11 protein-coding genes are annotated in these 13,879 nt (G+C 73.6%); 9 read left to right on the top strand and 2 right to left on the bottom strand.

Going from position 1 to position 13,879, the window contains the following annotated elements; translation table 11 throughout:
• The first annotated feature begins 82 nt into the window (after positions 1–82).
• The gene (pheS, locus tag E3O41_RS09275) at positions 83–1,123 is read left to right on the top strand and encodes a phenylalanine--tRNA ligase subunit alpha (protein WP_067026074.1); all 1,041 of its coding nucleotides are present in this window, start codon (positions 83–85) and stop codon (positions 1,121–1,123) included.
• Complete coding sequence (pheT, locus tag E3O41_RS09270; RefSeq protein WP_135012289.1) at positions 1,123–3,621, top strand: phenylalanine--tRNA ligase subunit beta; 2,499 nt, start codon at positions 1,123–1,125, stop codon at positions 3,619–3,621. Before pheS ends, pheT begins: the two co-directional genes overlap by 1 nt.
• A gap of 357 nt (positions 3,622–3,978) precedes the next feature.
• Here pheT and E3O41_RS09265 read toward each other — a convergent pair whose 3' ends face one another.
• Both E3O41_RS09265 and E3O41_RS09260 read right to left on the bottom strand, forming a co-directional pair.
• Positions 3,979–5,109, bottom strand: a complete 1,131-nt coding sequence (locus tag E3O41_RS09265) for an AAA family ATPase (RefSeq protein WP_067026071.1) — start codon at positions 5,107–5,109, stop codon at positions 3,979–3,981.
• Between the two features lie 37 nt (positions 5,110–5,146).
• Positions 5,147–5,821: a protein-L-isoaspartate(D-aspartate) O-methyltransferase gene (locus tag E3O41_RS09260; protein ID WP_067026404.1), complete on the bottom strand. Its 675-nt coding sequence runs from the start codon at positions 5,819–5,821 to the stop codon at positions 5,147–5,149.
• A 235-nt stretch (positions 5,822–6,056) separates the two neighbouring features.
• Between E3O41_RS09260 and argC the strand changes: the two genes are divergently transcribed.
• From argC to argH, 7 genes are read left to right on the top strand one after another with little or no spacing between them, the layout of a single operon-like run.
• Complete coding sequence (gene argC, locus E3O41_RS09255; protein ID WP_135012287.1) at positions 6,057–7,100, top strand: N-acetyl-gamma-glutamyl-phosphate reductase; 1,044 nt, start codon at positions 6,057–6,059, stop codon at positions 7,098–7,100.
• The gene (argJ, locus tag E3O41_RS09250; protein ID WP_067026067.1) at positions 7,097–8,254 is read left to right on the top strand and encodes a bifunctional glutamate N-acetyltransferase/amino-acid acetyltransferase ArgJ; all 1,158 of its coding nucleotides are present in this window, start codon (positions 7,097–7,099) and stop codon (positions 8,252–8,254) included. Before argC ends, argJ begins: the two co-directional genes overlap by 4 nt.
• On the top strand, positions 8,251–9,153 hold the full coding sequence (gene argB / locus E3O41_RS09245; protein ID WP_067026065.1) for an acetylglutamate kinase: 903 nt from the start codon (positions 8,251–8,253) through the stop codon (positions 9,151–9,153). Before argJ ends, argB begins: the two co-directional genes overlap by 4 nt.
• On the top strand, positions 9,150–10,355 hold the full coding sequence (locus E3O41_RS09240) for an acetylornithine transaminase (protein ID WP_135012285.1): 1,206 nt from the start codon (positions 9,150–9,152) through the stop codon (positions 10,353–10,355). The genes argB and E3O41_RS09240 overlap by 4 nt, the downstream gene beginning before the upstream one ends.
• Positions 10,352–11,275 (top strand): ornithine carbamoyltransferase, encoded by a 924-nt coding sequence (gene argF / locus E3O41_RS09235; RefSeq protein ID WP_135012283.1) that lies wholly within the window; start codon positions 10,352–10,354, stop codon positions 11,273–11,275. The genes E3O41_RS09240 and argF overlap by 4 nt, the downstream gene beginning before the upstream one ends.
• Before the next feature lies 1 nt (position 11,276).
• Positions 11,277–12,410: a heparan-alpha-glucosaminide N-acetyltransferase domain-containing protein gene (locus tag E3O41_RS09230; RefSeq protein ID WP_083990925.1), complete on the top strand. Its 1,134-nt coding sequence runs from the start codon at positions 11,277–11,279 to the stop codon at positions 12,408–12,410.
• Between the two features lie 9 nt (positions 12,411–12,419).
• On the top strand, positions 12,420–13,847 hold the full coding sequence (gene argH / locus E3O41_RS09225) for an argininosuccinate lyase (protein ID WP_067026060.1): 1,428 nt from the start codon (positions 12,420–12,422) through the stop codon (positions 13,845–13,847).
• Positions 13,848–13,879: the final 32 nt, after the last annotated feature.

Raw genomic sequence — 13,879 nt, 5'->3', positions numbered from 1 at the left:
CACGACGCCCCCGCCGACTCCGGTCCGCGGGGGCGTCGTCGTCGGCGGGGAGGCGCGGGGCGACGAACTAGACTCGACTCTCGTGTCCGATGCACCCGAAATCACGCCAGAGGCCGTCGAGGCCGCGGTCGCGGACGCGCTGGCCGCGATCGCCGCCGCGCCCGACACCGCCGCGCTCAAGGCCGCCCGCTCCGCTCACCAGGGAGAGGGAAGCGCGCTCGCGACGCTCAACGCGCAGATGCGCCACGTCCCCAACGAGAAGAAGGCCGAGTTCGGCAAGCTCGTGGGCTCGGCGCGCGGTCGCGTGAGCCAGGCGCTCGCGGCCCGCGAGGAGGAGCTGGCGCAGGCCGAGCTCGCCGCGCAGCTCGAGGCCGAGCGCATCGACATCACGGCCGTCGCCAGCCGCACGCGCACCGGCGCCCGCCACCCGATGAGCCTGCTCCAGGAGCAGATCAGCGACATCTTCGTCGGCATGGGATGGGAGATCGCGGAGGGCCCCGAGCTCGAACACGAGTGGTTCAACTTCGACGCGCTCAACCTCGACGAGGACCACCCCGCCCGTCAGCTCCAGGACACGTTCTTCGTCGACCCGATCGAGCGGCACCTCGTCATGCGCACGCAGACGAGCCCCGTGCAGATGCGCTCGATGCTCGAGCGCGAGCTGCCGATCTACGTGCTCTCGCCCGGCAAGGTGTACCGCACGGACGAGTTCGACGCGACGCACCTGCCCGTCTTCACCCAGGCCGAGGGCCTCGTGATCGACAAGGGCATCACGATGGCGCACCTCAAGGGCACGCTCGACCACCTCGCCCGCGAGCTGTTCGGGCCGGAGGCCAAGACGCGCCTGCGCACCAACTACTTCCCGTTCACCGAGCCGAGTGCCGAGTTCGACCTGTGGCACCCCACGTTCAAGGGCGGCGCGCGCTGGATCGAGTGGGGCGGATGCGGCATGGTCAACCCCAACGTGCTGCGCGCGGCGGGGATCGACCCGGAGGTCTACAGCGGCTTCGCGTTCGGGATCGGGATCGAGCGGGCCCTGATGTTCCGCTCGGACGTGCAGGACATGCGCGACATGGCCGAGGGCGATGTGCGCTTCAGCGAGCAGTTCGGGATGGTGGTGTGATGCGCGTCCCGCTTTCGTGGCTGCGTGAGTTCGTCGAGGTTCCCCAGGACGCGACGCCCGACGACGTCTTCGCGGCGCTCGTGTCGGTCGGCTTCGAGGAGGAGGAGATCGTCTCCTTCGACCTGACCGGGCCGATCGTCGTCGGCAAGGTGCTCGAGTTCGTCGAAGAGCCGCAGTCCAACGGCAAGACGATCCGCTGGTGCCAGGTCGACGTGGGCGAGGCCCACGGCGGCGTGCGCGGAATCGTGTGCGGCGCGTCCAACTTCGTCCCGGGCGACACCGTCGTCGTGACGCTGCCGGGCGCCGTGCTGCCCGGTCCGTTCCCGATCGCCGCGCGCAAGACCTACGGGCACGTCTCCGACGGCATGATCGCCTCGGCCAAGGAACTCGGGCTCGGCGACGAGCACTCCGGCATCATCCGCCTCGTGGAGTGGGGCGTCGATGCCGAGGTGGGCACCGACGCGATCGCGCTGCTCGGGCTCGACGACGTCGCCGTCGACGTGAACGTGACCCCCGACCGCGGCTACGCGCTGTCGATCCGCGGCCTGGCCCGCGAGTACGCGCTCTCGACCGGCGCGCGGTTCACCGACCCGGGCCTGCGCGAAGATGTCGCGGCGGCCTCCGGCTTCCCCGTGACCGTCCGCGACGACGTGCCGATCCGCGGCAACGTGGGCGCGACGGAGTTCGTCACCCGGGTGGTGCGCGGAGTGGACGCCACGCGCCCGACGCCGCCGTGGATGGTCGCGCGCCTCACGCTCGCGGGCATCCGCTCGATCTCGCTGCTCGTCGACATCACGAACTACGTCATGATCGAGCTGGGCCAGCCGATCCACGGCTACGACCTGGCGACCCTCACCGGCGGCATCACGGTCCGCCGCGCGGCGGAGGGCGAGACGCTCGTCACGCTCGACGGCCAGGAGCGCGCGCTCTTCGCGGAGGACCTGCTCATCGCCGACGAGTCCGGCCCGATCGGGCTCGCCGGCGTCATGGGCGGGGCCGCGACCGAGATGAGCGCCTCGACCACCGACGTGCTCGTCGAGGCGGCGACCTTCGACGCCGTGTCGATCGCCCGCACCGCGCGCCGGCACAAGCTGCCCAGCGAGGCGTCGCGCCGCTTCGAGCGCGGCGTCGACCCGCTCATCGCCCCGGTGGCCGCGCAGCGCGTGGTCGACCTCATGGTGGAGCTCGCCGGCGGCACCGCCGACGCCCTCGGCTCCTCGCTCGGCGCCGTCGTCGAGCGCGAGGCCATCGCGCTGCCCGCCGCGTTCGTGCCGGGGCTGATCGGGGTCGACTACGCCGCCGATCGCATCCGCGAGACGCTCGAGCTCATCGGCTGCACGGTCGAGGACGCCGCCGACGGGTGGACGGTCACGCCGCCGTCGTGGCGCCCCGACCTCACCGACAAGTGGACCCTGGCCGAGGAGGTCGCGCGCGTCGACGATGTCGACAAGGTGCCGTCGATCCTGCCGACGCCGCCCTCGGGCCGCGGCTACACGCCCGCCCAGCAGGGCCGCCGGCGCGTGGCGAACACGCTGGCCGCGATCGGCTTCGTCGAGACGCCCTCGTTCCCGTTCGTCTCGGCCACGCAGAACGACCTCCACGGCTCGGCCACCGGGGAGCCGGTGCCCGGCATCCGGCTCGCCAACGCCCTCGATCAGACCACGCCGTTCCTGCGGCGATCGCTCATCCCCGGCCTGCTGCAGACGGCGCACCGCAACCTGTCGCGCGGCACCACCGATCTGGCCCTGTTCGAGGTCGGCAGCGTGTTTCTGCCCGAGGCGGGCGTCGTCTACGGCACGGACGTCAACCCGCCGCGTGCGCAGAAGCCGAGCGACGAGATGCTCGCGCAGATCGAGGCCTCGGTGCCGCCGCAGCCGCGCCACGTCGCGCTGCTGCTGGCGGGCAACGTCTCGCCGAAGCAGCCGGGCCGCGCGGCCGAGGCCGCGGGCCTCGAGGTGGCCCTCGACGCGATCCGCGCGATCGGGGTCGCCGCCGGCGTGACGATCGACGTCGCCCAGGGCGCGCGCGCCGCGCTGCACCCGGGGCGCACGGGCGTGCTCTCGGTCGACGGTGCGGAGGTCGGCTACGTCGGCGAGCTGCTGCCCCGGGTGGCGGCCGATGCCGACCTGCCCGGCCGCGTCACGGTCGCCGAGCTCGACCTCGACCGTGTGCTCTCCCTGGCGGGGGAGCGGGTCGTGGTGGCCTCGCTGTCGACCTACCCCGCGGCGACCCAGGACGTCTCGCTCGTCGTCGACGCGGCCCTGCCCGCGGCCGAGCTGCGCGCGGCGCTCGTCGAGGGCGCCGGCCCGCTGCTGGAGTCGATCCGGCTCGTGGACGACTACCGCGGCGAGGGCGTGCCCGCCGGCTCCAAGAGCCTGACGTTCGCGCTGCGCTTCCGCGCCGACGACCGCACGCTCACGGCGGCGGAGGCGACGGAGGCGAAGCTCGCCGGCGTCGCGGTCGCCGAGGACCGGTTCGGGGCGAAGATCCGCGACTGAGCCCGATCGGCGCTGGCGGTCTCGCCTCAGGTCGCCCGAGCCGGAACCCTCCGGGCTCGTCGACCGGAGGCGCGCAGCGCCGGAGCGGAGTCGAGGTCGTGGCCCTGTGCCTGGAGGTCTCGACTCGCTGCGCTCGCTCGACCCGTCTCGGCTGCGTTCGCTGCGCTCACTTCGCTCGACGAGCCGTGGTGGCGTTCGGGCGTGGAAGGGTGCTGGTGGCGTCGCCTCAGGTCGCCCGAGCCGGAACCCTCCGGGCTCGTCGACCGGAGGCGGCGAAGCCGCCGGAGCGGAGACGGACCGAGCGGAGCGCGGAGCGCGGAGTCGAGGTCGTGGCCCTGTGCCCGGAACGGAGCGGGCTCAGCGTGAGGGCCAGCGCCAGGGTGGGGCATCGAGCATGCCCTGCCCGGCGATCCGCGTGCCCTCGCCCGACGAGACGAGTTCCACGCCGTCGGCGCCGGCGTCCACGAGGGCCGAGGCCAGCCGCGCGGCGTGCGTCACCACGAGCACCTGCGTGTCGCCGGATGCCTCCCGCACCAGGGCGGCGAGCGGCGCGAGCAGGTCGGGGTGCAGGCTGGACTCGGGCTCGTTGAGCACGAGGAACGGCGCCGGCCGTGCGGGCCGGAGCGCCGCGATCAGCAGCAGGTAGCGCAGCGTGCCGTCCGACAGCTCGGCCGCCTCGAGCGGCCGCAGCAGCCCGCGCTGGCGCATGCGCAGCCGGAACCGGCCGTCCTCGCCCGCATCGATGACGACCCCGGAGCCGGGGAACGCCGCCGAGACGTCGGCCTGCAGATCGATGCCGGCATCCTCCGCCGACGCCCACGCGGCGGCGAGGTCCGCGCCGTCGTGCGCGAGGTGCCGCACGCGCGTGCTGACCTGCGGCTGCCGTGCGGGCGCGTCGCGGTCGGTGCGGAAGTGATCGTAGAAGCGCCACGAGGCCAGCGTGCGGCGCAGCGACAGCAGCTCCTGGCTGGCGTCGGCGTCGGCGACGTCGGTGAGGATCGACTCGTGCGGGGCCAGCGTCGACGGCAGCGAGCGCCACGCGTCCTCACGCACCCGCACGCCGGCGCGACCCCGGTCGACGAAGGTCGTGGCCGGCTTGGCCAACGGCCCGGCGAACACCTGCTCGCGCTTGATCTCGGCATCGCGCACGAACAGCGAGCGCGAATCGATCTGCGGCAGCCCGAGATCGACGAGGTAGCCGAGCTCGTCAGCCGCGAAGCCGAGCCTCAGCGACACCGGCCTGCGGCGCACCGTCCCGGTCTGCGCGCCGGGCACCTCCGGCCCGGCCCAGAGGGCCGACGCCAGGCCGCCCTCCGCGGCCAGCGTCGCGATCGTCGACCCGCCGGCCGCCGCGGCGAGGAGCCGCAGCGAGCGGTACAGGCTGCTCTTGCCCGTGCCGTTGCCGCCGGTGACGACCGTGGTGCGCCCGAGGGGCACGACGAGATCCACGAGCGATCGGTATCCGGCGACGGCGAGGGTGGTGATCACGCGCCCATCCTGCCGCGAACCGGCGACATCCGGCCGGTCAGCGCCGACCGTGCGCGCCGCGCAGCGGCACGAAGCGCACCGCGCCCAGGTCCTCGCGCTCCTCGCGCTCGCCGCGGCGGGTCACGCGCAGCAGGCGCTGCCAGCCGGCGTGGCGCTCCACGGGCAGCACGATGCGCCCGCCGTCCGCGAGCTGGGCGAGCCAGGGCGGCGGGATCTCCGCGCCTGCGGCGGCCGCGAGGATCGCGTCGAAGGGCGCCCGCGCGGGCAGGCCGAGCGAGCCGTCGGCCGTGACGACCGTCACGTGCGCGAACCCCGCGCGCGGGAGCGCCTCGCGCGCCCGCCCCGCGAGCTCGGGCACGAGCTCCACCGACCACACCTCCGCGCCCATCGCGGCGTACACGGCGGCGGCGTAGCCGGACCCGGTGCCGACGTCGAGCACGCGATCGCCGGGGGAGAGGCGCGCCGCCTCCGCCGTGAGGGCCACGATGTACGGCTGCGAGATCGTCTGGCCGTGCCCGATCGGCAGGGGCGCATCGGCGTAGGCCTCGCCGGCGAGGTGATCGGGCACGAACAGCTCCCGCGGCACGCGTGCCATCGCGTCCAGCACGCGCGCGTCGCGGATGCCGCGCGCCCGCAGGTGCCGGTCGATCATCCGCGCCCGCGCCCGCGCCGCCGCGTGCGGCGAGGACGCCGTCGGCGAGAACCCCGTCATGAGCACACCCCGCGATCCACGGTACGCGCGGCGTCGCGTCGGGAACAGGCGCCGTGCTAGCCTGCCGCACATGACCTCGACCGCGATGGATGTGCCGCTCGTTCCGAGCCGCACCGTCGCGCTCCGACGTCCGCGCGCCCGCCGAATCTAGGCGGCCCGCGACGTTCCGGCGTGTCCGGGGGAGCGGTGCCGCCCGTGATCAGGCACCCATTCCCACGGACATAAGGTAGAAGTCATGACCTATTCGGTCGCCGTCTCCGGCGCATCTGGCTACGCGGGCGGGGAGATCCTGCGCCTGCTGGCCGATCATCCCGACATCGAGATCCGCACCGTCACGGCCCACTCGCACGCGGGCGATCCGCTCATCGCCCACCAGCCGCACCTGCGCTCGCTGCGCCACCTGCAGCTGCAGCCGACCACCCCGGAGGTCCTCGCCGGCCACGACGTCGTCTTCCTCGCGCTGCCGCACGGGCAGTCGGGTCAGTACACCGACGCGCTCGGCGACGCGGCGCTCGTGATCGACGCCGGCGCCGACCACCGCCTCACCGCCCGGGCCGACTGGGACGCGTTCTACGGCGGCGACTTCCACGAGCCGTGGGCGTACGGCGTGCCCGAGCTGCTCGTCGACGGCGGCAAGCAGCGCGAGAGGCTGCGCGGCGCGACGCGCATCGCGGCCCCCGGCTGCAACGCCTCGACGGTGTCGCTGAGCCTCGCCCCCGGCGTGGCCGCGGGCGTCATCGACGCGGGCGACATCGTGAGCGTGCTCGCCGTGGGCCCCTCGGGCGCGGGCAAGAGCCTCAAGCCGCACCTGCTGGGCAGCGAGATCCTCGGCACCGCCAACCCGTACGCCGTCGGCGGCAGCCACCGGCACATCCCCGAGATCCAGCAGGCGCTGCGCGCCGCCGGCGCCGCGGACCCGCGCATCTCGTTCACGCCCGTGATCGTCCCCATGGCCCGCGGCATCCTCGCCACGAGCACCGCGCCGATCGCGGCCGGAGCGACGGACGCGCAGATCCGCGACGCGTGGGAGGCCGCGTACGGCGACGAGACCTTCGTGCAGCTGCTCCCGGAGGGCCAGATGCCCCGCACGGCCGACGTGCTCGGCGCCAACACGGCGCTGATGGGGCTCGCGATCGATCGCGCGGCGGGCCGCGTCGTCGTCGTCACGGCGGTCGACAACCTCACCAAGGGGACCGCGGGCGCCGCGATCCAGTCCATGAACCTCGCGCTGGGCCTGCCGGAAGGCACCGCGCTCTCAGTGAACGGAGTGGCGCCGTGAGCGTGACCGCCCCCGCAGGATTCGAGGCGACCGGAGTCGCGGCCGGACTGAAGTCGACGGGCAAGCCCGACGTCGCCGTCGTGGTCAACCGCGGCCCGCTCAAGACGGGCGCGGCGGTGTTCACGAGCAACCGCGCCAAGGCCAACCCGATCCTGTGGTCGCAGCAGGCCATCGCGGACGGCGCCGTCGAGGCGATCGTGCTCAACTCGGGCGGCGCCAACTGCTTCACGGGTTCGTTCGGCTTCCAGACCACGCACCAGACCGCCGAGAAGGCGGCCGAGCTCCTGGGCGTCAGCGCCGGCGATGTGCTCGTGTGCTCGACCGGGCTGATCGGCACGGGCGACGAGGCCTTCCGCGCCAAGGTGCTCGCGGGCACCGAGACCGCGATCGCGCAGCTGAGCGCCGACGGCGGCCCCGCCGCGGCGGAGGCGATCATGACGACCGACACCGTGCCCAAGACCGCGACGTTCGCGGGCGACGGCTGGACGATCGGCGGCATGGCGAAGGGCGCGGGCATGCTCGCGCCGGCGCTGGCCACGATGCTCGTCGTGCTGACCACCGATGCCGTGCTCACGCCGGAGCAGGCCGACGCGCACCTGCGCGCGGCCACCCGGGTGACGTTCGATCGCCTCGACTCCGACGGCGCGATGTCGACCAACGACCAGGTCACCCTCCTCGCGAGCGGCGCCTCGGGGGTCGAGCCGGAGCCGGAGGCGTTCCGCGCCGCGCTCACCGACGTGTGCCGGGATCTCGCCACGCAGCTCATGGCCGACGCGGAGGGAGCCAGCCACGAGATCTCGATCCACGTGCGCGGGGCAGCCACCGAGGACGACGCCGTCGAGGTGGGCCGCGCGCTGGCCCGCAACAGCCTCTTCAAGACCGCGATCTTCGGCAACGACCCCAACTGGGGGCGCGTGCTCGCCGCGATCGGCACGACGAGCGCCGAGTTCGACCCCTACAACGTGGACGTCTGGATGAACGGCGTGCGCGTGTGCACGCAGGGCGGTCCCGACCGTCCGCGCGAGGAGGTCGACCTCACGCCGCGGGCCACGACCATCGAGATCGACCTGTTCTCGGGCGAGGAGACGGCGACCATCATGACGAACGACCTCACCCACGCGTACGTCCACGAGAACAGCGCCTACAGCTCATGAGCGAGATCGATCTCCAGCAGACCACGCCCGAGCAGGCGGCCTTCAAGGCGACCACGCTCATCGAGTCGCTGCCGTGGCTCAAGCAGTTCCGCGACCAGATCGTCGTCGTCAAGTACGGCGGCAACGCGATGATCAGCGAGGAGCTGCAGGACGCCTTCGCGGAGGACATCGCCTACCTGCGCTACGTGGGCATCAAGCCCGTGGTCGTGCACGGCGGCGGCCCGCAGATCTCGAACATGCTCGATCGCCTCGCCATCCCGAGCGAGTTCAAGGGCGGCTACCGCGTCACCTCGACCGAGGCGATCTCGGTGGTGCGGATGGTGCTGACGGGCCAGATCAACCCGCAGCTCGTGGCGAAGATCAACTCGCACGGCCCCTTCGCCGTGGGCCTGTCCGGCGAGGACGCGGCCCTGTTCGGCGGCCGCCGCCGCGGCGTCGTGATCGACGGCGTCGAGGAGAGCCTCGGCCGCGTGGGCGACGTGGTGCAGGTGGATCCGACGCCGGTGATCGATCACCTCAAGGCCGATCGCATCCCCGTCGTCGCCGGCGTGGCCCCCGACCTCGATCGCCCCGGGCAGACGCTCAACATCAACGCGGACGCCGCGGCCTCCGCGCTCGCGCGGGCGCTGGGGGCCAAGAAGCTCGTCATCCTCACCGACGTGCCGGGGCTCTACGCCGACTGGCCGCGCCGCGACTCGCTCGTCTCGCACCTGCGGGCGGCCGAGCTGCGCGAGCTCATGCCGAAGCTCGAGTCGGGGATGATCCCCAAGATGCAGGCCTGCCTCGACGCGGTCGAGGGTGGGGTCGAGAAGGCGTCGATCATCGACGGGCGGGTGCCGCACTCGGTGCTCGTGGAACTGTTCACCAGTGAGGGAATCGGAACGGAGGTCGTGGCATGAGCAGCAGCATCGAATGGAAGGTGGCCGCCGAGCGCGACCTCATGAACCTCGGGAGCCGTCCGCGACTGTTCGTGCGGGGCGAGGGGTCCCACCTGTGGGACGACGAGGGCACCCGCTACCTCGACTTCCTCGGCGGCATCGCGGTGAACTGCCTCGGGCACGCCCACCCCGTGTTCGTCGAGGCGGTCTCGCGCCAGGCCGCGACCCTCGCGCACGTGTCGAACCTCTACACGTCCGAGCCGCAGCTCGCGCTCGCCGCGCGGCTGAAGCGCCTCGCCGGCACGGGCGAGCAGGGCCGGGTGTTCCTGGCCAACTCCGGCAGCGAGGCCAACGAGTCGGCGATCAAGCTCGCGCGGCTGCACGGCAACCCGCGCGGCGCGCAGACGATCCTCTGCCTCGAGGGCGCGTTCCACGGCCGCACCACGGGCGCGCTGTCGCTCACGCCCAAGGCCGCCTACCAGGATCCCTTCGCGCCGCTGCTGCCGGGCGCGAAGGCGATCCCCGTCACGATCGAGGCGCTCGAGGCCGCGTTCGCGGAGGGCGGCGTGGCGGCCATCGTGATCGAGCCGATCCAGGGCGAGGCCGGCGTGCGCGAGCTGCCCGAGCGCTTCCTCGCCCGGGCGCGCGAGCTCGCGACCGCGCACGACGCGCTGCTCATCCTCGACGAGGTGCAGACCGGCTCGGGGCGCACGGGGCGGTGGTTCGCCTTCCAGCACACCGACGTCGTGCCCGACGCGGTGACCTTCGCCAAGGGCGTCGCCGCCGGCTTCCCGCTCGGCGGGCTGATCACGTTCGGCGCGGCGAGCGAGCTGTTCTCGCCCGGCACGCACAACTCCACGTTCGGCGGCAACCCGCTCGCCAGCCACGTCGCCGACGCGGTGCTGGGCTTCATCGAGAGCGAGGACCTGCTGGCCAACGTGACCGCCCGCGGCGACCAGCTGCGCGCCGCGGTCGCGGAGTACCCGATCGTCTCGGGCACGCGCGGCGCCGGCCTGCTCATCGGCGTGACGCTCGAGGAGCCGGTCGCGCCGCAGGTCGCCGCCGCGGCGCTCGAGCGCGGCCTGATCGTCAACGCCCCGGCGGCCGACGTGATCCGCCTCGCGCCGGCCTACACGATCGGCGACGCCGAGATCGACGAGTTCCTCAACCTCTTCCGCGAGGCGCTCGCCGCCGTCGCGCAGACCCAGGAGATCCCCGCATGACTCGCCACTTCCTGCGCGACGACAGCATCACCCCGGCCGAGCAGGCCGAGATCCTCGATCTCGCCGCGCAGCTGAAGGCCGACCGGTGGTCGCAGCGCCCGCTCGAGGGCCCGCAGACCGTGGCGGTGATCTTCGACAAGTCGTCCACCCGCACCCGGGTGTCGTTCGCGGTCGGGATCGCCGATCTCGGTGGCACGCCGCTGATCATCTCCACCGCCAGCAGTCAGCTCGGCGGCAAGGAGACGCCGGCCGACACCGCGCGGGTGCTCGAGCGCCAGGTCGCCGCGATCGTGTGGCGCACCTACGCGCAGGCCGGGCTCGAGGAGATGGCCGAGGGCACCCGCGTGCCGGTCATCAACGCGCTCTCCGACGACTTCCACCCCTGCCAGCTGCTGGCCGACCTGCTCACGATCCGCGAGCACAAGGGCGAGCTGAAGGGGCTGACGCTGTCGTTCTTCGGCGACGGGCGCAGCAACATGGCCCACTCGTACGCGCTGGCCGGCGCGATGGCCGGCATGCACGTGCGCGTGGCCTCGCCCGAGGACTACGCGCCCCGCGAGGACGTGGTCGCCGACGCCGACCGGATCGCCGCCGAGACGGGCGGCTCCGTCACGCTCTACACCGACCCCCTCGAGGCCGCCGCGGGGGCAGACGTGGTCGTCACCGACACGTGGGTCTCGATGGGCAAGGAGGAGGAGAAGCTCGCTCGCCTGCGCGACCTCGGCGCCTACAAGGTGACCCAGGAGACGATGTCGGTCGCCGATCCCGCCGCGATCTTCATCCACTGCCTCCCCGCCGATCGCGGGTACGAGGTCGACGCCGACGTGATCGACGGGCCGCAGAGCGTGATCTGGGACGAGGCGGAGAACCGCCTGCACGCGCAGAAGGCCCTGCTCGTCTGGCTGCTGCGGCAGCAGTGACATGACGATCGACGGCGCCGCCTCGCCCCGCACGGGGGAGCCGGCGCCGTCGCGTCTCGCCGCGCGATGGCGGCGCTTCGACGGGCCCGGGCGCGAGGCGGGCGTCGACCTCGCCCGCGGGATCGCCGTGGTCGGCATGTTCGCCGCGCATCTGCTCACGACGCCCGCGCTCGTGTGGCGCGACCCGGGCAGCTGGCTCGGCCTGGTCGACGGTCGCTCGTCCATCCTGTTCGCCACGCTGGCCGGCGTCTCGCTCGCCCTCACGACCGGGGGATGGCGCGGTGCCGACGGCACAGACCTCACGCTCGCCCGCGGCCGCATCGCGCTGCGCGCCGTGTGCATCTGGGCCTGGGGACTGCTGCTGATCAGCCTCGCGACGCCGGTCATCGTGATCCTGCCCGCCTACGCGATCCTGTTCCTCCTCGCGCTGCCCGCGCTGCGCTGGCGCGCCACGCGGCTCTTCGTCGTCGCGGCGGCGATCGGGGTCGTCGTGCCGTTCGCGATCGCGTGGCTGAACACCCTGCCGATGTGGCAGACGCCCGGCGGCGAGGTCGCGGCCGACGCGATCGGCTGGAACTACCCGTTCCCGCTGTGGGCGGCGTTCGTGGCGGCCGGCCTGGGCATCGGGCGGCTGCGCCTGTCGATGCCGCTGACGGCGGCGCTCCTGCTCGCCGCCGGCACCGTGCTGGCGGCCGTCGGGTACGGGCTGTTCGGGCGCTGGGCCGCCCCCGCCGGCCCGTGGCACGCGCTCTCGGCCGAACCGCACTCGAGCGGCGTGGGCGAGGCGATCGGATCGGGCGGGTTCGCGATCGCGGTGATCGCCGCGTGCGTGCTGCTGTGCGCGACGCCGCTGCGGTGGCTCGCGATCCCGCTGCGCGCCGTCGGGGCGATGCCGCTGACCGCCTACTCCGCGCAGCTCATCGCCTGGGCGCTGCTGCAGCCCGACCCCGGGGCCACGGGCAGCGACCTCCTCGCGTTCCGGGCGCTCGAGCCGTTCTGGCCGATGACGGTGGCGACGCTCGTCGGCTGCACCGCCTGGACCCTGCTGGTCGGGCGCGGGCCGCTCGAGTCCGGGATCTCCTGGCTCGCCCGGCGCCTCACCCCGCCGCACGAGCGCTCGCGGCTCACACCGTAGGCTGGACCCGTGAGCACGAGCGGACACGGCACGAACGAGGGAGCCCTCTGGGGCGCACGATTCGCGAGCGGTCCGTCGCCCGAGCTGCAGGAGCTGAGCCGCTCGACCCACTTCGACTGGGCCCTGGCGCTCTACGACATCCGCGGCTCTCACGCCCACGCGACGGCGCTGGCCGCGGCCGGCTACCTCACCGACGACGAGGCCCGGCGCATGCACGAGGGCCTCGACGCCCTCGCCGCCCGCGTCCAGGACGGCACGCTGCGCCCCCGGCCCACCGACGAGGACGTCCACGGCGCGCTCGAAGCGGCGCTCATCGACGAGGTGGGTGCCGATCTCGGCGGGCGCCTGCGCGCCGGGCGCAGCCGCAACGATCAGATCGCCACCCTGGTGCGGATGTACCTCATCGACCACGCCCAGGTCATCGCGAAGGAGCTGCTCGCCCTCGTCGACGCGCTCGTGGCGCAGGCCGAGGCCCACCCCGGCGCGATCCTGCCCGGCCGCACGCACCTGCAGCACGCGCAGCCGGTGCTGCTGGCGCACCACCTGCAGGCCCACGCCTGGCCCCTCGTGCGCGATCTCGAGCGTCTGCGCGACTGGCGCGCCCGCGCCGGCGTCTCGCCGTACGGCGGGGGAGCGCTCGCCGGATCCACCCTCGGGCTCGACCCGCAGCTCGTGGCCGACGAGCTCGGCCTCGACCGCCCGTCGGAGAACTCGCTCGACGGCACCGCCGCCCGCGACGTGGTGGCGGAGTTCGCCTACATCGCGGCGCAGATCGGCATCGACGTCTCGCGCCTGGCCGAGGAGATCATCCTCTGGAACACGCGCGAGTTCGGCTTCGTCACGCTCGACGACGGCTACTCGACCGGCTCGAGCATCATGCCGCAGAAGAAGAACCCCGACATCGCCGAGCTCGCGCGCGGCAAGTCGGGGCGCCTCATCGGCAACCTCACCGGACTGCTGGCCACGCTCAAGGCGCTCCCGCTCGCGTACAACCGCGATCTGCAGGAGGACAAGGAGCCGGTCTTCGACTCGGTCGCCACCCTCGAGGTGCTGCTGCCGGCCTTCACCGGCATGGTCGCCACGATGCGGTTCGACACGGATCGGATGGCGGAGCTCGCGCCGCAGGGCTTCTCGCTCGCGACCGACGTGGCCGAGTGGCTCGTCAAGCGCCGCGTGCCGTTCCGCGACGCGCACGAGATCTCGGGCGCGCTCGTCCGCGCGTGCGAGGAGCGGGGCATCGGGCTCGAGGACGCCGACGACGAGCTGCTCGCGTCGGTGTCGGAGCAGCTGACCCCCGAGGTCCGCGAGGTGCTCACGATCGACGGCTCGGTCGCCTCGCGCTCGGGCGTGGGCGGCACCGCCCCGGAGCGCGTCGCCGAGCAGCGAGCCGAGCTCGTGGCCCGCGCGCAGCGCGCCGCGCACGCCCTCGGGCTGTGATCCCGGCTCGTCCGGCCCTTTAGGCTGGACGG

It is taken from the genome of Microbacterium sediminis (assembly GCF_004564075.1).
GTDB lineage: Bacteria > Actinomycetota > Actinomycetes > Actinomycetales > Microbacteriaceae > Microbacterium > Microbacterium sediminis.
The sequence above is the reverse complement of the archived record's forward strand: the minus strand, read 5'-3'. Positions and strand labels throughout refer to the sequence as shown.